This window comes from Syntrophomonas sp. (assembly GCF_028707975.1).
Lineage (GTDB): Bacteria > Bacillota > Syntrophomonadia > Syntrophomonadales > Syntrophomonadaceae > Syntrophomonas.
Genome location: NZ_JAQVZX010000044.1, coordinates 1 through 17,345, shown reverse-complemented (window position 1 = coordinate 17,345; position 17,345 = coordinate 1). Strand labels below are relative to the sequence as shown.

Below are 17,345 nucleotides of genomic sequence, written 5' to 3'. Positions count from 1 at the left end.
GTTTCAGATAAAGGGAATGGTAAGAGGTTTTGATAATTTCACCGTAATTATTGAAGTAGACCAAAAACAGCAACTGGTATACAAACATGCGATTTCAACCGTGGCCCCGCTCCGGCCTATATCCATGATGAATTTGGAAGCCAGAAGCGATGACGACTAAACTCACTTTCCATCGGTGGTTGTGGTCCCCACCCTGCGGGTACTACTGAGGCTTCCTGCGGTCGCTATTAAAGATGCGGCCATGGGTGGCATAGTTAGCGATTCCGATACAAGATCTGCATATAATTACCTAAAATATCTGCTTGAACGAAAAAGAAAGAATAAAACCTGGGCGGAGATTAAACAATTGCTACCGGATGATGAACCCCTTGGCAAGGAAGAACTGCGACAATTAGAAGCCCCGGATGATTATATTATCTTGGAACAGGAAATAGAAGAATACGACAACATGGAAGGAGAGGGTGGTATGACTACTTCCATAAAACAAATTGAAGAAATAATTCAGCGACTACCGGTTGAGAAACTTGAAATCTTGCTTGAAATAGCAAGGGATATTGAAAATGAAGAGCTTTCACCAGAAGATATTGCAGATATTGAGGCAGGTAAGACAGAAATAGAACGCGGGGAATGGGTGAGCTTAGATGAGTTCTGCCAACAAAAACAATTATAAAGCCAAACTGTCCCGCAAAGCATCAACATATCTTTCCCGCGTCAATAGCCCCTTTGATCAAAGAATTATTAACGCCTTGCGTCTGCTGGCAATAAATCCGAAGAATGACAGCCAGGATATAATTCCATTGGAAGGCAGAGCAGGAGAGTATAGACTTCGTGTAGGTAAATACCGGATTATTTTCACCATAGACGATTCGGACAAAACTATCAACGTAGCTACTATTCTCCCACGTGGTGACGTATATAAATAACAAGATTATTAACTCAACTTTCGTAGCAACGGGAATAGAATACTTTGAGACCCTTATGAGGATGCTTAGAGCTATGCTTGGGCTTATTACACACAAGGCGCAGGCATAGCTTGCGCCTTGTATTGGGAAGAATAAATATGAACTTCAATATGCCAATTTTCGCTAATCGACAGAATCACTCCATGGCACCACTTTTATCTGTTTCTCATATAATATAACGAAATATGTTTCTCGCTTTTAAGCAGCCGGGTTCCTATTGATAAAACAGCTGGCGGGTTCTAATCCCTGGTTCGTTGCAGCGCTCTCGTTGAAACTGCTCCGCAGTTTCTTCCGATGCTTAAAGAGCTTTCTTGGGAAGTGGTGAAGGAATGGAAATATCGATGCGCTTTACGGATATAAACCAGGAACGGGAACGAATCCTCTCATGCCCGGTGCCTGGTTATTTTCCCCGCAAAGATTCGTTTTTGGAACTAGAAAGACTAATTGGCCTGCGGGAAGTAAAAAGAACCCTGGCCGAAGTGGCGGCTTTTACCTTAATCCAAAACAGACGCTCAGAACTGCGGCTTAAAGCAGACCCCACCGCCCTGCACATGGTTTTCAAGGGTAATCCCGGTACGGGCAAAACCACTGTAGCGAGAATTCTCGGGAGAATATTCAATGAAATTGGAATATTAAGTAAGGGGCACCTCTTGGAAGTGGAAAGGGCTGATCTGGTCGGGGAGTATATCGGACACACCGCCCAAAAAACCAGGGAGATCTTAAAAAGAGCCATGGGTGGTATAGTATTCATTGATGAAGCCTATTCTCTGGCCCAGGGAGGGGAAAGGGATTTTGGGAAGGAAGCCATTAGCACTTTGGTCAAAGCCATGGAGGACTACCGGGATAACCTGGTGGTAATCCTGGCGGGCTATTCCCAGGAAATCGATCGTTTTTTAAAGTCTAACCCCGGACTCAGATCCCGTTTTCCCATTCATATTGACTTCTGCGACTACAATGCGGAGGAATTATTTCAAATTGCCCTGCAGATATATCAGGAAAGAGAGTATGAATTAACCAATAGATGCCGTTGGAAACTTAAACAACAACTCAACGAATTTGTTAAAAACCGTCATTCTCACAGTGGTAATGCCAGGTATGTAAGGAACCTGGCGGAGAAATCCATAAGATTGCAGGCCTTGCGCATAGTGGATAAAGATGCCCCTGTCCGCCGCGATTTAGTAACAATTGAAGAAGTGGATCTGCCTGATCCTCGCAGTATTCAGGCTTAATGCTGGGCGAAAGTGTAGAATAGAAGGCAAATAAGTCCGGGGAATGTCCCCGAGCTTATTCTGTGTGTGTGACTGGCATCATCTGGTCAAGAATCCCCCAAAGGCAATCCCAACTCTTTTCTAGCTTCGATGCAACCGTAAATGGCTTCCTTTATATTTTCTAATGCTTCTTCCCGTGTTTTACCCTGGCTGGCACAACCCGGTAGGGCCGGACAACTGGCAACTATATAATTATCCTCATCTTTAAAGAGAATAACCTTAAATTTCATAGTAGTTTCCCCCTTTCACCCTTCTATCCTGATGTACATTGTATTGTACTATTACTACTTATTTTTTTCTACCTCCGGAGTTATTATCCGGGCAACTCCGTCTATTGCCGGCCATGCGTCGGTTATTTATAATGGTAATATCAATCAGCCGGTTGCTACAACATCAAAGGCAAGCAGTTTCTCACCACCCAGAGTAAGTACTATGCCGTTGATGTTGGACTGCGGAATGTGCTTGTCAGAGGAAAGGAAAGCGATGTGGGACACATCCTTGAAAACATCGTTTTTCTGGAGCTGAGAAGGCGCGGCTACGAGGTGTATATCGGTCAGCTCGCTGACGGCGGCGAGGTTGATTTTGTAGCGATCAGCCCTGGCGGCTTGGCCTATTATCAGGTGGCAGCGACAACGCTGGAAGAAGAAACGCTGAAAAGAGAACTAGCTCCTTTTAAAAAAGTAGCTGATAATTATCCCAAATACCTGCTTACACTGGATGAGCCGTTTGGAACTGCAGATTACGATGGTATCCAAAAGCGCAATGTTTTGGATTGGCTGCTGGAAGAATAACGAAGATGGTATATTTAAAGTCGGCAAAATAGAGGAATTGAAGGTCGCATAGGGTAATAACAAAACAGCTCTAAGCTCGGATATTACGGCATTTAAGGGTGAATATTTACCGCATTTTTGGTATAGTAATACCTATAACCGGCAAGATAATCGGGCTTAGATAATTGAACAACTTATTGATAAAATTCTTAGGCAGGAACAATAGATGGCTAAACATATGGGAAAAGAATGTCAGGCTTTTGCTGTTCCTGTGTTAATTCCTTATCGGTTGATTTTGATGCAGACATCTATATTACTGGTTCCAACGCCAATCTTTTATCGGGTGAACTGGCGACCTACCTGGCCGGACGCTATGTTGCTTTATTGCAAAATGAATGGGCCTGGGCTCGTTATGATAAATACCCGGTATCGCCGGGGCATCTGCTGATTACCACCAGGCGGCATGTGCAAAGTTATTTTGATAGCACCCCGAAGGAGCGACTGGCGCTCAATCAATTATTGGAAGAAGCTAAAAAGCTTCTGGATAAGGAATAATACGCGAGGCCCGTAAGAAGGCGGGAGTACCGGTAGCCATAATGCTGGATACCAAAGGACCGGAGATAAGAACCGGCTTGCTCAAGGCCGGAAAGGTGAAGCTGGAAGCTGGACAGCGTTTTGTGCTCACCACCCGCCAGGTAGAAGGAGATGAACACCTGGTACAGATCACCTATGATCGCCTGCCCCAGGAGGTGGAAAAGGGCAACAGCATACTGCTGGCTGATGGCTTGATTAACCTGCAGGTGCTGGAGACCAGCGATACGGACATTATTTGCCAGGTGGTAAATGGTGGGGAACTGGGAGAGAGGAAAGGAATCAATGTACCCGGAGCCCGTATAAACATGCCTTTCCTCAGTGAAAAAGATAAAGAGGATATTAACTTTGGCATAGAGCAAGAAGTTGATTTTATTGCCGCTTCTTTTGTGCGTACAGCGGATGATGTGCTGCAAATAAGGCGTCTTTTGGAGCGGCGGGATGCCGAGTAAGAATAGTAGTTTATCCGGAAGACATGGAAAAGATTAAAGACGGGGATATCCTTGTAACCACCAGTGCCGACTGTGCCCTGGCCCCTCACCTGCCTCGAATTGCCGCCCTGGTGGCGGAGGAAGGAGGCCTGACCTCCAATGCGGCCATTATGGGTTTGAATGCTAACATTCCCGTAATTGTAGGAGCTAGAAACGCCACCGGTCTATTGGAGGACGATATGCTGGTCACCCTGGATACCCCTCATGGCCGGGTTTACCAGGGAATTGCCCGAGTACGCTAATAATTTCGGAAGGTGCGGTTGGCCAGGGATGAATATGTAAAGTTTGAGGGGGAATGAAAAAGTCACGTTTCATTCCCCCTTTAAAAATGATTATCCGCTCATTAGATAACCGTAAAAAGAAATGGTATAGCAAGTTTAATTTAACAACTATTACTATTAATTCGAGCCTACTTAGTCTTATTCAATGCTGTAACTATTATTGTAGCTACCTCAGCCCTGGTCGCATTTTTTAATGGTCCAAAACTGCCATCTGGATAACCGTTTATAAGCTGGTTTCCAGCTGCAATGTCTATAGCCTCCCTAGCCCAATCTGAAACTTGCTCTTCATCGCTAAATTGTTTAACCCAATCGGTTTTTTTCAAACCGCAGACTTTTACCATCATTACTGCCATCTGTTCACGTGTTATTGGTTGGTCGGGCGCAAAAACGTTCTTACTGTATCCCTGAACTATGCCGTGGGTGGCTGCTGTTGAAATATAGTGTTGAGCCCAGTGTGACTTGCAATCAGTAAATTCATTCCCGTTTGTAGGGGTAAGTCTAAAAGCCTTAACTAGAACAGTAGTAAATTCTGCTCGAGTAATATTCTGGTTCGGTCTAAAACTTTTGTCCGGGTAACCACTAATAGCTCCTGCGGCCAATAAGATTCTTATGCTGGACTCAGCCCAATTCCCGCTAATATCGTTACAAATGGTTTCTTGTTTTTCGGACAGTTTGATTATAGCAAATGTACTAAATTTACTTGTACTGAAACGTATAGTTAATGGTACCCCATCCTTATCAAATATCAATTCCCCTTTGATTAGCTCTTTTTCGCCATCGCTATGTATGGCAAATATCGCAAGGTTTGATAAGAAAATATGTCTTTCGGCAGGGTCCTTTGGTATATTAATTCCGCCCAAAGGAAGCGTAACACTTGTTGTTCCGTGCAAATCTGCCATAATTTCTACGGGGTTTCCCAATACGGTTGCGCCTTGCGTTTGAGGAAATGCTTGGATCTCATTTTTGGTTTCCTGGGCATCACCTGGTTGTAAACTAATTTTAAGTTCCTGCGTATTTTTAGCTAACAGGTTGAGAATTGCTGCAGGTATTTCAATGGACATACCTGCAAGATTGATTTGAATGTTCATATTTTGGGCAGAATTAATAACCTCAGCGGGAATGGTAATTACCTTAATATCGGATTCACTTTTGCTACTCAGGTTAATTGCAATTGTATTATTTCCTTTTGCTTTAGCATTATTGATTTCTGTGCTAGCGGTATTTGAAATAACTATATGTTCGATTATTTGTCCATTTTCCATCACGCGGGTCTGGTAAGAAATTAGTTGCTCGCTTAACGTAGCTACATTTTTTTCGGTATCTGTGCTGGGGGGAGCAGTCGTGCCAGGTCCGCCACCATTACCACCACCTGGAGTGTAAGGAATTGGTGGGTCTACTGGTACTTCTAAATTTATTTGTTTTACTTCTCCTGAGCCCCAATAAAGTGCTTCACCGGCTTTTACCCGTTTATACTCCTGGTTATTATAACGACCAGTAATATAAAAATCTATGCGGCTTCCATCTAGCTGGTTTCCACTTACCGCTAATTTAGACTTGATACCCGGACCCCCGTAGTACCCTTCTTCACTACTAGTTATTTTTCCACAAACAATTCCATCTACTATAGCTTCTACTGTTATCTCAGCGGGGGCTGGTGCCCCCTGGATTGAGATTTCTCCATAACAAAGGGCTGGTAAAGAAGGCACTTCCTGTTGACCCAGAGCTAATGGAACTGGTAAAGATAATAAAAAGATTAATACCGTAAGCTTAATCAATCTCTTCATCATTTATACTCCCTCCTGTTCCCGACGTTCCTTGCGGAGGTTGTATTGGTGTTGGCACCACTACACCACCATGTCTATAATATACCGGAATGGAATAAATCTGATTTGTTCCGCGCAGAAATACCCAGTAACCATCCCATGGGCTCATAATTTCGTTGGCTTGCCATTCACTAATATCAAGCAGTTGCGAACTCCAAACCGCATGATTACTATCTGTTTTACGCGCATTAAATGAGCCTGGGTTATATGCTTGGGTCAATCCCTGGCCGTTACTGAAACGCAAGGAAGCCAAATTGTTTTTTAAATAGGCACGAGAACTACTTCCAACCAGATTCCAGCCCGCACCTAATTCTTTGGAAGCAAATGTGTTGTGCGGATCATCAGTTTCTGCCCAACCAAATCTCATTACTGAGGGCCGCACTGTTTTAATAAAAACTGCACTGGCGGGGTTATTTAGCTCCTTACGGATTTCATCAGGGTCCGTAATCCAGCCAAGCTTGCCATCTTTTAGAGCATAAGCGAGCCAGGCTTCCACATCTTCTTGCACCAACTCAAATGATTGTACCGGCCTGGAAACAGAAACCAGGTTCCATCCTTGGCCCAGAGTCAGGTTATAATCATATTTATCGCGGGTACGAAAGGTGATAACAGTTTCCTGATCCAGCGATTTACCCTGGGCATCGACCAGCGCCGCAGCAGGGATACGCAAAGTATAATAACAGTTATAGGCAAGAGGTGCTGTAGGACGTATTACCAGCGATTTTTTCAGCAACTCTTGCTCCGTTAAAATGGGATTGCTTTTCTCGTCATACATTTTGATTAGCCCAAAGTCAGGCCCGGCGATTAGTTCGTTGTTTAAGTAAACATAGAGATTACGAGAAACATCTACTGAATGCTGACCATCCAGGGGGTCGGTGCTAGTTATAGCCGGAAGCTCATCAAATAGAACCCAGCTTGTTCCTGAACTGAAGTGCATTGTTTGTCCATCTACCGTAAAAATAAAGCCAGCACTGCTGCTATCCTTTTTCCAGCGACCGTTCCATATTTGTCCATCCCGATAAAAACTAGCCGGACCTTCACCGGTTACTTTTGCCTGAACTACCCACTCCCCAGCTACAGGGTCAAAAATTTTTTCATGAGGAGTAGATAGAACCAGTACGTTCGTAGTTTTTATTGGGGAGCCATCTGCCAGGAGGCAGGGTAGCCCCTTTTCATATCGCTGGTATTTATTGCTAGGAGAATCCCATTTAAAAACAGTATCATAGCTTTGTCCCCGGAAACATACGGTGACCTGTGTAGCGGGATTGCCTCCGCTCATTTCACCTATCGGTAAAGCCTTATTAAAGGTAGCAAGCTCGCCATTCTTTTCCTCAATACCCTGTAATATTAAGTCTTTGTTGGTATATAGGTTATGTGGTGCCTGTTGGGCTAATGACCTGAAAAAGTAGTTGCCTGAACCATAGATTTCGTCGAAGTCCATCAGCGGCATGCGATTCAGAAAATGAAGAGCATCAGTACTACCCCCACAATGCAGCATAGCTCCAGAATATCCGGCGGCAAGCTCAACCAGGTTCCTACGCGCAGAACGTACCGGTCCTACTTCAGCAAATGTATTGCCCGGGTCATAAACGGCTAACAGTCTGGTTATACCGGGAGCAACTGTAGTTTCAAAAACGACTTCCGCATCATTTAGCCCGGTTTGAGGTCGAGCATCGGGGTGGTTATCTATTACTAAGCTAACTACATTAATATCCTGTGGTTTCTCATCCGGTGGAGCCTGCATTTGTGGAGTAAATTGTACATCGACACCACGGTCTAAAAGGGTTTGAATATCACTGGCGGTAGCTGAATCTTCGTTTATATCCAGGTAGTTCCAGCGCAGATCTACAAAACCGCGCTCCCATGGATCATTACCAGTTGAGCGTAAACCTCCATTGTTGCTATTAGTTAAGAGAGGTGTAACGTCACGAATCTGGTTATAATTAAGATAAATCCTTTTTAATTGCAGTAAATTACTTAAAGGTTCAATGTCGCGGACCTGATTATGTGATAAATTAATTTCCTGTAACGCAGTTAACTGTTCCAGGGGTCCCAGCTTTTTAATTCTATTACCATTAATGTTTAAATACCGCAAATTAGCCAAAGTGCCTAAAGGGGAAAGATCCTTTATTTCGTTTCCATTTAAATACAATGAAGTGATATTACTCAAGTACTGTAAACCCTCAAGGCTAGTTATTCCTGTATAAGTAGCACTAAAAGAATTAAGCTTTAACAGGTCGCTTTGCCTGATATCTCCAGTTGCTTTGCCGATTTCCTGTCGTATCCTGACCCTGAGATTGGGGTCGGGAAAGTCTACTACTATATCACTGACTGTACAGGTGCAATTCGCTGTATAACTGCCATCCTCGGTAGTAACGGTAATTATCGCTTCTCCTGGAGACTGAGCTGTAACCCGACCTTCGGAATCTACCTGGGCTATATTGCTATGGTCTGAAGTCCAGTATAATTTTTGATTACTGGCATCAGTCGGTGTTATTATCGCCTTTAAACTTGCAGTCTGGCCTAACCCCAGGTTCAAAGTGTTCTGCTCCAAACTTACTCCCGTAACCGTGACCCACTCAGCGACACTAACTGAGCATTGAGCACTGAGCCCACCATCTTCGGTGGTAACTGTGATTACTGTTAAACCAATGCTTAACGGAGTAATTAGCCCGTTTGTATCTACTGTAGCCACCTCAGGATTACTTGAGGACCAGCTCAGGTTTTTGTTACTGGCATTCAGGGGAGTAATAGTAGCCTGTAACGCAACCGGCGGGCCGTCAACTGGTAGGATAAACTGCGCCCGGTCTAGATTAACCCCTGTTACTGATATAGTAGAACCGGCAACAAAGCTAAAACAAAATTCAGAGTTTAGCTGATTATTAGATAAATCCAAGACCGCATCGGCAGGAATTAATATTGTATATTCCATTGCAAAGATTAAATCATTAAGGGGCTCCAGAATAAGAGTATTATCTACTATGCTTTTTTTGCCTAGCGAAATAGTATTACCATCCTTATCTAATAAACGCAGCGCAGAGAAGTTGCTCCCAGACTTTATGGGTTCACTAAAATTTATAGTAATTGCAGAATTTAAGGGTACCTCTGAGGCATTGGCAACCGGATTGGTACTAACAACCTCTGGAGCAACGTTATCATAGGGCTTGCCAAAATCAACCTCCACCGGAACCGAACTATACTCAGTGGAACCATTACCCAGTTGACCGTAATCATTATTACCCCAGGCCCAAACCTTACCCTGGGCATCCAGGGACATACAGTGCCGGTATCCTGATATAGCCACTATGTCGGATAAACCAACTACCATTGCATATGTACTATATTGATTTTGCCATACGCTGCCATCACGTTTTAAAGCAACAAGGTTGTTATAATCATTCATTGCTATCGCAGAAATTTCATCTAATCCTTCCACTATCTGAGGATATGAACCCCATTGATAAACTGCACCCATAACACTTACCGCAGCACTAGACCAATTGCTAGCATCCACCATCGTAATACCAGTTAAATAACCTTCTCCCTCCGGTCCCATAACCTGCAGGGGAAGCCTGCTGCTACTGGTACCTGTTCCCAGACTGCCCTGACCCCAGGCCCAAACTGTACCATCATCTTTAAGCGCCAGGGTATGCTCACTGCCGCTGGTTATTTGTTTAATACTTGATAAACCCTGTACAAGTACTGGTCGGGTACAGTTGTAGTTGTTAGTCCCGTCTCCCAATTGGCCATAATAGTTGTTACCCCAGGCCCAGGCCTGTCCACTGTCATCCCGGGCAAAGCTCTGGCTAGGTCCAGCAATTATATCATGAATATTTCCAAGATATGTAGAACCATCCGGACTGATTACCTGTATCGGTAAAGGATTTTCCTGACGGCTGTCATTGCCTAACTGCCCATTATAATTGCCTCCCCAGGCCCACACCGTACCATCGTTCTTTAACGCCAGCGAGTGGTTACCTCCGGCAGCTATAGCCACTATTCCTTCCAGGAATCCTACACCTGTACCATCCTTGACCTGTACCGGATAGGAACGGCAAGTGGTACTGCCATCACCAAGCTGCCCATTTTGGTTATTACCCCAGGCCCAGACACTACCATCATTCTTAAGTGCCAGCGAATGCGATCCTCCCGCAACAATAGCAATTACAGCAGGCTCATCAGCCAGTACCATAGACGGGTTATAGCCTATCCCAGTTCCGACTAAAAGGGTAATAATCACCAGGTAGACTATAAGAACTTGACCTTTTAACCTGTTATTGAAACTCATTTTCAACCCTCCTGAACCGTATTCCGTTTATTAATCTTCAGGGACTACCCAGCATTATGTTTAACAAACAACAATCACCCCCAAAATACCAAAATCCAAAAACTTCCCAGTACACGAAGATAGATTTTACCAGTTATGCTAACTTCAACCTTACCCCCTTTATTTAAAAACCGCAAGTTGATGTTTCAAGAAGAGCAGCCCTGATGCAGTACATCGCCATCTTAGGCGGGGAGATTGAATATGACGGCTACAAGATTAATATCAGAAGCCATAGAGGAAGTACCAATTATCAGCTGGCGATGGATACAAAAAACGTAACCAATGTAGCGGTATCCTATGATTCCCGGGAGAATAGTTCTTCCTATGATGTTGCCTTTTTTAAGTTGCTGGATTTATCTGTGGGGGACAATGTCCAGATAGTCTTTAACCCCCTGGGTATCAATGTTAAAACCCGGATTATTTCCTTAGAGTATAGAAGCTCAGAGCCATACGATAATTGGGGAAAACGGAAAAGAGCACACTGTATCTTCCTACCGTTTATCCTACTCCATTGATCAGATAGCATTGGAAAAAGAACAGCGACTGCATGGTATTACCTGTTTTATCAGCAATGTAGACACCCAGAGCTACTCTGCCGAGGAGATAATCCAGTGGTATCGCGACAAGAATAAGGTTGAGGAAGCTTTCCACGAAATCAAATCGCATCTGGATCTACGTCCGATATTTCTAACCCGGTAATAGGGACTACTTTTACATAATGTGGTTGCTCAAAATGGGGGTATTGTTGGATTTGGTAAAATATGTCGCCAATCTTGGGTTGACTAAAACAGCAGAATATGCAGGATTACAACGATTAAACAAAGCTTGGTGCAGGAAAAGTGTGGTTGACATAATAGAATATAGCAATTAGAGTAATGTCAAGTAATGTATGATCTAATTAGTTTATGTTAATTATTTTGCAACATTTTTCACCACTTTCTTTGCGCGAATAACACCAGCCCGGTTTGTCTGGGCGATGAGCCATATGTATAGGCTAAAAGAAGGCGTTTGAGAAAAGATTGGGGGAGCATAGCGGCATCCGGTAAGCAAGAGCATAAAACTACACATGGGAAGTGGGAACGGAAGAAGAACTATAGTAGAGCAGCGAGTTTATTAATGTGGAAAACCGGGAAGGGGTGTAGACTCTTGATTTTTGCCCGCACCCGACTGGAGCAACCTGGATGGTTCCACCTGCTTGAGGTTATGTTTGGGGCAGGCCAGTCCCGAAGAGTGCATCACCATGAACCTGGTTAGACCTTCCAGCCGGATGCCACCATTAAACGGGCTGAGTTTACTGAATACTGTTGCCGGTCCATGTTGTAAACGGCAAATAACTATGTTGCCCAAATTGAATGTAAACATTATTTGAAAATATAAGGAGGTTGATGCGCAATGTTTGATATTCGAAAGGAGCCTGTTTCTATTCAACCCATCGGAGTAGTGGTTTCTGATTTCAAGGAGGTTAGCCGTCAATATGATTACAAGCGCGAAAGCATGATTTATATGCGGGAAGACCTTATGGACGCTTTGATAGGGATTGAATACTTTTCCCATATCCATGTCATCTATTACCAGCACCGCAAGCAGGACTGGCTGGAAATGACGGGAACCGGACAGGAAGGGAAGGCCCCTTTGACTCTGCCTTTTGATAGTGAACCGGCCTGTCAGGGAGTTTATTCCACCCGCTCGCCGGCTCGTCCTTCGAGTTTGGGCTACTGTGTGGTGGAGCTGGTAAAATGTGAGCAAAACCGCCTCTATGTAAGAGGACTGGATGCCATTGATGGAACTCCCGTCCTGGATATTAAAATATATATTCCTCATTTTGATGCTTTTCCCCTGGCGGAAATACCCTTGAACTGGTGCAAGGGAGATGAACTTAAAACTACTTCCCGGGCCTTCCACTGGGATACTATCAATGTTGGGCTAAGTCTGGGGCTGAGGGTCGGTGCCAAAGCTTTGCAGGTTTTGGGTATCGCTCGTGGGGGGGCGCTCCGGGCGGAAGTACGGGGAGGATATTTCTTTGCCCAGGGGGTTGAGGGAGTTACCGGATGCAGTGTTTTACGGGGGAATATGATTTTGGAAGAGAACCGAAATTCTTTTGGTGACTGGAAGCTCAAGCTGGTTGGCCCGGATAATGAGGTGGAAATCAGGCTCAACGAGTATTTCTATTCAGAAGCGCGTGAGGTTCTAGAACTGGGAGAAGAGGCATTATTCGCCTCGGTGCAAAAAGTCTAAATATTAGGGGAAATGCCTACTGGTCTAACCGGGACGGCAAAACAGCAAGCCCAACAAATGGGATTTAAAAATTTGGAAGATATGTATGATTTCTTGGTTAGTTCCAAACGGAAAAGGTAGCTTGGCAACTTCAACAAGAGAATATTGCTGAGCGGGTAAAGCAAAATTAAAGCAGCAATCTTGACGAACCGGTGGATACATCTTGTAATAAAGCTTTGAAAGCAGATAAGATATTGACAAAAAGCAGTCAAGTGGGTATATTAATCTATAATCTAAAATTTTAAAGGCATTGACGGAGAGAGTACGTTTCAAGGTGAACGTTGCAGCGAGCCGGGGGCGGTGCAAGCCCGGTACCAGTAGTCTGAACCCGAAAATCACTCCTGAGCTGCGGACCGAACGAATTATCCAGTAGGCTCCGACGGTTTTCCCCCGTCATAGGGAACGCATATGATGGTATGTCGTACTAATGGGTGGTATAGCGAATGTCTTTATGGCTTTCGTCCCTTTATGGGACGAAAGCCTTTTTTAGTTTTATTCACTTTTATCATCATAAGGACTGGAGGAGAAAGCAATGGCAAGCAATGATATGGTAGAAATTCGTTGGCACGGCCGGGGCGGACAGGGAGCCAAGATGGCCTGCCTGCTGTTGGCGGATGTGGCTGCTTTGGAAGGGAAATTCGTACAGGGATTCCCGGAGTATGGGCCGGAACGTATGGGAGCCCCTATTACGGCTTATAATCGCATCAGTGAGAAACGCTGTTCTATCCATTCCAACATTTACTATCCGGATTATGTGGTCGTGGTAGATGAAACTCTGCTGGACAGCGTTGACGTTACCGGAGGACTAAAAGAAGGCGGTGCGATAATAATAAACACTCCCAGCTCCCCCCAGGAGATGCGTCCTCGCCTGCAGGGATGGACCGGAAAAGTCTGTACCATAGATGCCCGCAGCATTTCGGAAGAGGTACTGGGCAGAAACCTCCCCAATACCCCTATGCTGGCGGCTGCGGTTAAGGTGAGCGGAGTTTTGGAAACCGGGCGTTTTTTAGCGAATATTGAAGAATCCTTTAAACATAAATTTGCTGACAAGCCCCAACTTATCGAGGGGAATATGACAACCCTGAAAAAATCCATGGAGGAGGTACAGCTAGGATGATTCGTGCGAAAGATATCAATGAGCTTACCCCCTGGCAGGATCTGACTCCCGGTGGGGAGATCTACGAAGCAGGAACCGCACGGGACTTCAATACCGGTACCTGGCGAACCAACACGCCTATTTTTCACGAGGAAGCATGTAAACACTGTATGTTATGTATTCCATTCTGCCCGGACAGTGCTATTCCGGTGAAGGACGGGAAACGTCTGGACTTCGACTATATGTATTGCAAGGGCTGTGGCATTTGTGAGAATGTATGTCCCTTCCCGGCGATTACCATGGTGACGGGAGGTGTGGCCATATGAGCAGCCGTTTTTCCGGCAACGAGGCTGTAGCTTATGCCATGAAGCAGATAAATCCTGATGTCATGGGAGCGTTCCCTATCACTCCCTCCACAGAAATTCCTGAATACTTCGCTGCTTATGTAGCCAATGGAGAGGTTAATACTGAATATGTAACCGTGGAGTCCGAGCATAGTTCGATGTCCGTGTGCATTGCGGCACAAGCAGCAGGAGCCAGAGCCGTTAGTGCTACTTCATCCTGTGGACTGGCCCTGATGTACGAGCTTTTGTATGTGGCGGCTTCATGCCGCTTGCCGATTACCCTGGCCTGTGTCAACCGGGCTCTTTCGGGGCCAATTAACATAAACCACGACTACTCCGACTCTATGGGAGCCCGTGATAGCGGCTGGATTCAAATTTATGCCGAGAATAATCAGGAGGCCTACGATAATATTATAATGGCCATGCCTATCGGCGAGACCCCAAACGTTCGCTTACCGGTGATGAGCTGTATGGATGGCTTCATTACCAGTCATGCCGTGGAGAATATAGAGCTTTTGGAAACGGATGTGGTGCGCAAGTTCATCGGGGAATACAACCCTGAACATTATCTGCTGAAAAAAGAAAATCCGCTGGCGGTAGGACCGTATGATGTGAGTGCCTATTATATGGAACACAAGGTCCTGGAGGCTGAGGCCATGAAGGCGGCCAAGACCCGCATACTGGAGGTAGCCGCAGAGTTTGAAAAGATTTCCGGCCGGCGCTACGGCCTGTTTGAAGAATATAGGATGGAGGATGCAGAACTGGCTCTGGTTCTAATCGGTTCCACTGCCGGAACGGCTAAAGCAGCTATCGACAAGCTACGGGAGGATGGAGTAAAGGCAGGGCTGGTTAAAATCAGGGTTTTCCGTCCTTTCCCTGGCGAGGAACTGGCCCGGGCGTTGGCGGGCACCAAAGCCGTAGCCGTTATGGATAAATCGGAAGGCTTTTCAGCCAACGGAGGTCCTTTATTTGCCGAGACCTGCAGCGCTTTGTATAATCTGAAGGAACGTCCATATATGATTAATATCGTTTACGGTCTGGGCGGCCGTGATGTAAGGACCGAGGATATTGAAAAAGTCTTCGGCCGGCTGGCGGATATTGCTGGGACCGGTGAAACCCACCCGGTATATACCCATATGGGACAGAGGTCAAGGGAGGAGGAGACAGTATGAGTACGGTATATAACCTGAAACGGGAAGTAGAAAAGCCGATCCGTCTCACCGGAGGGCACCGGCTCTGTGCCGGCTGTAGCACCGGGGTAGTTGTGTCAGGGGTTCTGCGTGCCCTGGATAGAGAGGACCGGGCAGTGGTGGTTAACGCTACCAGCTGTCTGCAGGTTTCCACCTTTATGTATCCTTACACTGCCTATATGGACAGCTATATTCATTCTGCTTTTGAGAACTCCGCAGCTACCTGTTCCGGAGTGGAAGCAGCATATAACGCTTTGAAACGCCGCGGCAAGGTGGAAGGAACCGTCAAGTTCATTACTTTTGCCGGTGACGGCGGCACATATGATATCGGGTTACAATCCCTGTCAGGAGCCATGGAACGTGGTCATGACATGGTCTATGTCTGCTATGACAACGAGGCTTATATGAATACCGGAATCCAGCGTTCATCTTCAACGCCTCGTTTTGCCCGCACGACTACCACGCCTGTAGGTTCTACGGGGCAGGGCAAGAAACAGAATAAAAAAGATCTGACGGAGATTTTGGTTGCTCATAATATCCCCTATGTGGCTCAGACTGCCCCTGTAGGCAATTTCAGGGATTTGCACAGCAAGTCTTATAAAGCTATTTATACTGAGGGCCCTTGCTTTTTGAACGTATTGTCCCCTTGTCCTCGCGGATGGGACTACCCCATGGCCATGCTGGCGGAGATCATTAAGCTGGCGGTGGATACCTGCGTCTGGCCCCTTTACGAAGTAGAGGAGGGGGTATGGCGTTTGAGCTATAAACCGAAGAAAAAGCTGCCCGTGGAAGACTTTCTCCGCCCTCAGGGCAGATTCCGCCATATGTTCCAGAAAGGCAATGAGTGGATGATTGAAGAAGCGCAGAGCTATGTGGATCAAAAATGGGAACGCTTGCTGGAGCACACCGGTGCTTAAGTTACTGCAGAGACTGGAAGTAAAGCCTAAAAATATGCTATGATAGCTGTTAACAAAGGAGGTTTTGCCTGTGGAACAAACAATGTTTAATAATGAAGTCATTTTATCCTGGCTTCAGTATTTTTCCCGGAATGCCCCGATCAACCTGGCAAAACTGAAGATGCTGGATATTACCGGAAAGAATAAGAACCTGATTCCGACCGTTATGTGCAACCGGGCAGTGCTGGTTTTTACAGATGCTGGACATCCGGATATCTTCTACGACATGTGGAATGCGGAACTGGGGGACTGTGATATCTGGTACAATGAGGGCTCAGATCCATCTGGCGAGATCAAGCACGACAAGGTCTCAGACATGATTAACCGCGGGATCAATGCCTCTGCAGCTATGTTGATTCTGAATCCTGACGCTGCCACGAATTATCATATAGGTATGGAGAACAGCCGTTTTTCCTGCGGCTCGGTGCAGTATGTGTGCCGGGAAGTTCGGGCGGTTATAATGAATAAGCTCAATCTGGGAGACCAGGATAATATATGTATAATCTCAGGTGAAAGCATCGCGGTGGAGGCCGCCATGATTGCTGCTGAGGGCAGTGTCATTGCTGTGGAATATGACCGCTGGGATCGGAATACCATGCAAGAAAATGTTAATAGATTTGGCCTGAACAACGTAACCATCGTTGAGTCTCTGGAAAATGGCATCCTGGATAAGCTGCCGGCGCCAAACATAGCCTTTATAGTGGGTTCTTCAAGGATTGGCAGCGAAATAAAGACTCTGCTGTCCATCAATCCTCTTATGGATTTTGTGATCTATACCCTGGACTTCGAAATTCTAATGTCCCTGCCTGCTTTGTTTCGGGAGAACGGCCTGGAGCGAACTGAAGCCATCCATGTAGCGGTATCGCGAGTCAATAGCAAAAAAATGCTGGAGCCATTTCCAGCTCCCTGGCTTATTTCTGGCAGAAGCATAAAAGGATAGTATCAGAGTTACTGCTGGTGAAGATCAAATCA

Annotated in this window: 19 protein-coding genes; 16 read left to right on the top strand and 3 right to left on the bottom strand. The window is 45.5% G+C overall.

Annotation, left to right across the window (positions count from 1 at the left end; translation table 11 throughout):
* The 4 genes from PHP87_RS07260 to PHP87_RS07245 form a co-directional block, all read left to right on the top strand.
* Positions 1-160: RNA chaperone Hfq (locus PHP87_RS07260; RefSeq protein WP_299919996.1), on the top strand; the 160-nt coding region annotated here is incomplete at its 5' end.
* Positions 161-181: 21 nt separating this feature from the next.
* Entirely contained in the window at positions 182-670 is a 489-nt protein-coding gene (locus tag PHP87_RS07255; RefSeq protein ID WP_299919992.1) for a hypothetical protein, read from the top strand.
* A complete protein-coding gene (locus PHP87_RS07250; protein WP_299919990.1) occupies positions 642-923 on the top strand; it encodes a type II toxin-antitoxin system RelE/ParE family toxin in 282 nt (93 codons plus the stop codon). Before PHP87_RS07255 ends, PHP87_RS07250 begins: the two co-directional genes overlap by 29 nt.
* A gap of 368 nt (positions 924-1,291) precedes the next feature.
* Positions 1,292-2,191 (top strand): AAA family ATPase, encoded by a 900-nt coding sequence (locus PHP87_RS07245; protein ID WP_299919988.1) that lies wholly within the window; start codon positions 1,292-1,294, stop codon positions 2,189-2,191.
* 86 nt (positions 2,192-2,277) lie between these two features.
* Here the strand turns inward: PHP87_RS07245 and PHP87_RS07240 are convergent, their stop codons facing one another.
* Positions 2,278-2,460 (bottom strand): type II toxin-antitoxin system HicB family antitoxin, encoded by a 183-nt coding sequence (locus tag PHP87_RS07240; RefSeq protein ID WP_299919987.1) that lies wholly within the window; start codon positions 2,458-2,460, stop codon positions 2,278-2,280.
* A 162-nt stretch (positions 2,461-2,622) separates the two neighbouring features.
* On the opposite strand from PHP87_RS07240, the gene PHP87_RS07235 reads away from it, so the two are divergent.
* The 4 genes from PHP87_RS07235 (at position 2,623) to PHP87_RS07220 (ending at position 4,324) form a co-directional block, all read left to right on the top strand.
* Positions 2,623-3,021 carry a DUF4143 domain-containing protein gene (locus PHP87_RS07235; protein ID WP_299919995.1) on the top strand — a complete coding sequence of 133 codons (399 nt, stop codon included), beginning with the start codon at positions 2,623-2,625 and terminating at the stop codon, positions 3,019-3,021.
* Between the two features lie 363 nt (positions 3,022-3,384).
* Positions 3,385-3,555, top strand: coding sequence for an HIT family protein (locus PHP87_RS07230; protein WP_299919994.1), 171 nt, complete (start codon positions 3,385-3,387; stop codon positions 3,553-3,555).
* A 41-nt stretch (positions 3,556-3,596) separates the two neighbouring features.
* The gene (locus tag PHP87_RS07225; protein ID WP_299919985.1) at positions 3,597-4,043 is read left to right on the top strand and encodes a pyruvate kinase; all 447 of its coding nucleotides are present in this window, start codon (positions 3,597-3,599) and stop codon (positions 4,041-4,043) included.
* A 23-nt stretch (positions 4,044-4,066) separates the two neighbouring features.
* Positions 4,067-4,324 (top strand): PEP-utilizing enzyme, encoded by a 258-nt coding sequence (locus PHP87_RS07220; RefSeq protein ID WP_299919983.1) that lies wholly within the window; start codon positions 4,067-4,069, stop codon positions 4,322-4,324.
* A gap of 167 nt (positions 4,325-4,491) precedes the next feature.
* Here the strand turns inward: PHP87_RS07220 and PHP87_RS07215 are convergent, their stop codons facing one another.
* Both PHP87_RS07215 and PHP87_RS07210 read right to left on the bottom strand, forming a co-directional pair.
* Positions 4,492-6,150, bottom strand: a complete 1,659-nt coding sequence (locus PHP87_RS07215) for an S-layer homology domain-containing protein (RefSeq protein WP_299919981.1) — start codon at positions 6,148-6,150, stop codon at positions 4,492-4,494.
* Positions 6,131-10,474: a DUF3048 domain-containing protein gene (locus tag PHP87_RS07210; protein WP_299919979.1), complete on the bottom strand. Its 4,344-nt coding sequence runs from the start codon at positions 10,472-10,474 to the stop codon at positions 6,131-6,133. Before PHP87_RS07210 ends, PHP87_RS07215 begins: the two co-directional genes overlap by 20 nt.
* 203 nt (positions 10,475-10,677) lie before the next feature.
* On the opposite strand from PHP87_RS07210, the gene PHP87_RS07205 reads away from it, so the two are divergent.
* From PHP87_RS07205 to PHP87_RS07170, 8 genes are all read left to right on the top strand, one after another.
* Positions 10,678-11,028 (top strand): hypothetical protein, encoded by a 351-nt coding sequence (locus PHP87_RS07205; protein ID WP_299919977.1) that lies wholly within the window; start codon positions 10,678-10,680, stop codon positions 11,026-11,028.
* Positions 11,029-11,038: 10 nt separating this feature from the next.
* A complete protein-coding gene (locus PHP87_RS07200; RefSeq protein ID WP_299919975.1) occupies positions 11,039-11,212 on the top strand; it encodes a transposase in 174 nt (57 codons plus the stop codon).
* 693 nt (positions 11,213-11,905) lie between these two features.
* Positions 11,906-12,748 carry a tRNA (N6-threonylcarbamoyladenosine(37)-N6)-methyltransferase TrmO gene (tsaA, locus tag PHP87_RS07195; RefSeq protein WP_299919973.1) on the top strand — a complete coding sequence of 281 codons (843 nt, stop codon included), beginning with the start codon at positions 11,906-11,908 and terminating at the stop codon, positions 12,746-12,748.
* A gap of 571 nt (positions 12,749-13,319) precedes the next feature.
* Positions 13,320-13,904, top strand: coding sequence for a 2-oxoacid:acceptor oxidoreductase family protein (locus PHP87_RS07190; protein ID WP_299919972.1), 585 nt, complete (start codon positions 13,320-13,322; stop codon positions 13,902-13,904).
* Entirely contained in the window at positions 13,901-14,209 is a 309-nt protein-coding gene (locus tag PHP87_RS07185) for a 4Fe-4S binding protein (protein WP_299919971.1), read from the top strand. Before PHP87_RS07190 ends, PHP87_RS07185 begins: the two co-directional genes overlap by 4 nt.
* Positions 14,206-15,399, top strand: a complete 1,194-nt coding sequence (gene porA / locus PHP87_RS07180; protein WP_299919969.1) for a pyruvate ferredoxin oxidoreductase — start codon at positions 14,206-14,208, stop codon at positions 15,397-15,399. The genes PHP87_RS07185 and porA overlap by 4 nt, the downstream gene beginning before the upstream one ends.
* Complete coding sequence (locus tag PHP87_RS07175; protein WP_299919967.1) at positions 15,396-16,334, top strand: thiamine pyrophosphate-dependent enzyme; 939 nt, start codon at positions 15,396-15,398, stop codon at positions 16,332-16,334. The genes porA and PHP87_RS07175 overlap by 4 nt, the downstream gene beginning before the upstream one ends.
* Before the next feature lie 70 nt (positions 16,335-16,404).
* Positions 16,405-17,313: a precorrin-6B methylase gene (locus PHP87_RS07170; RefSeq protein WP_299919965.1), complete on the top strand. Its 909-nt coding sequence runs from the start codon at positions 16,405-16,407 to the stop codon at positions 17,311-17,313.
* Positions 17,314-17,345 lie beyond the last annotated feature (32 nt).

Excerpts from the sequence above, each read along its gene's own strand:
- PHP87_RS07210 (WP_299919979.1), bottom strand. The coding sequence starts at position 10,474 with ATGAGTTTCAATAACAGGTTAAAAGGTCAAGTTCTTATAGTCTACCTG.
- PHP87_RS07240 (WP_299919987.1), bottom strand. The coding sequence starts at position 2,460 with ATGAAATTTAAGGTTATTCTCTTTAAAGATGAGGATAATTATATAGTT.
- PHP87_RS07220 (WP_299919983.1), top strand. The coding sequence starts at position 4,067 with ATGGAAAAGATTAAAGACGGGGATATCCTTGTAACCACCAGTGCCGAC.
- PHP87_RS07245 (WP_299919988.1), top strand. The coding sequence starts at position 1,292 with ATGGAAATATCGATGCGCTTTACGGATATAAACCAGGAACGGGAACGA.
- porA (WP_299919969.1), top strand. The coding sequence starts at position 14,206 with ATGAGCAGCCGTTTTTCCGGCAACGAGGCTGTAGCTTATGCCATGAAG.
- PHP87_RS07175 (WP_299919967.1), top strand. The coding sequence starts at position 15,396 with ATGAGTACGGTATATAACCTGAAACGGGAAGTAGAAAAGCCGATCCGT.
- PHP87_RS07185 (WP_299919971.1), top strand. The coding sequence starts at position 13,901 with ATGATTCGTGCGAAAGATATCAATGAGCTTACCCCCTGGCAGGATCTG.
- PHP87_RS07250 (WP_299919990.1), top strand. The coding sequence starts at position 642 with ATGAGTTCTGCCAACAAAAACAATTATAAAGCCAAACTGTCCCGCAAA.
- PHP87_RS07190 (WP_299919972.1), top strand. The coding sequence starts at position 13,320 with ATGGCAAGCAATGATATGGTAGAAATTCGTTGGCACGGCCGGGGCGGA.
- PHP87_RS07215 (WP_299919981.1), bottom strand. The coding sequence starts at position 6,150 with ATGATGAAGAGATTGATTAAGCTTACGGTATTAATCTTTTTATTATCT.
- tsaA (WP_299919973.1), top strand. The coding sequence starts at position 11,906 with ATGTTTGATATTCGAAAGGAGCCTGTTTCTATTCAACCCATCGGAGTA.
- PHP87_RS07205 (WP_299919977.1), top strand. The coding sequence starts at position 10,678 with ATGCAGTACATCGCCATCTTAGGCGGGGAGATTGAATATGACGGCTAC.
- PHP87_RS07225 (WP_299919985.1), top strand. The coding sequence starts at position 3,597 with ATGCTGGATACCAAAGGACCGGAGATAAGAACCGGCTTGCTCAAGGCC.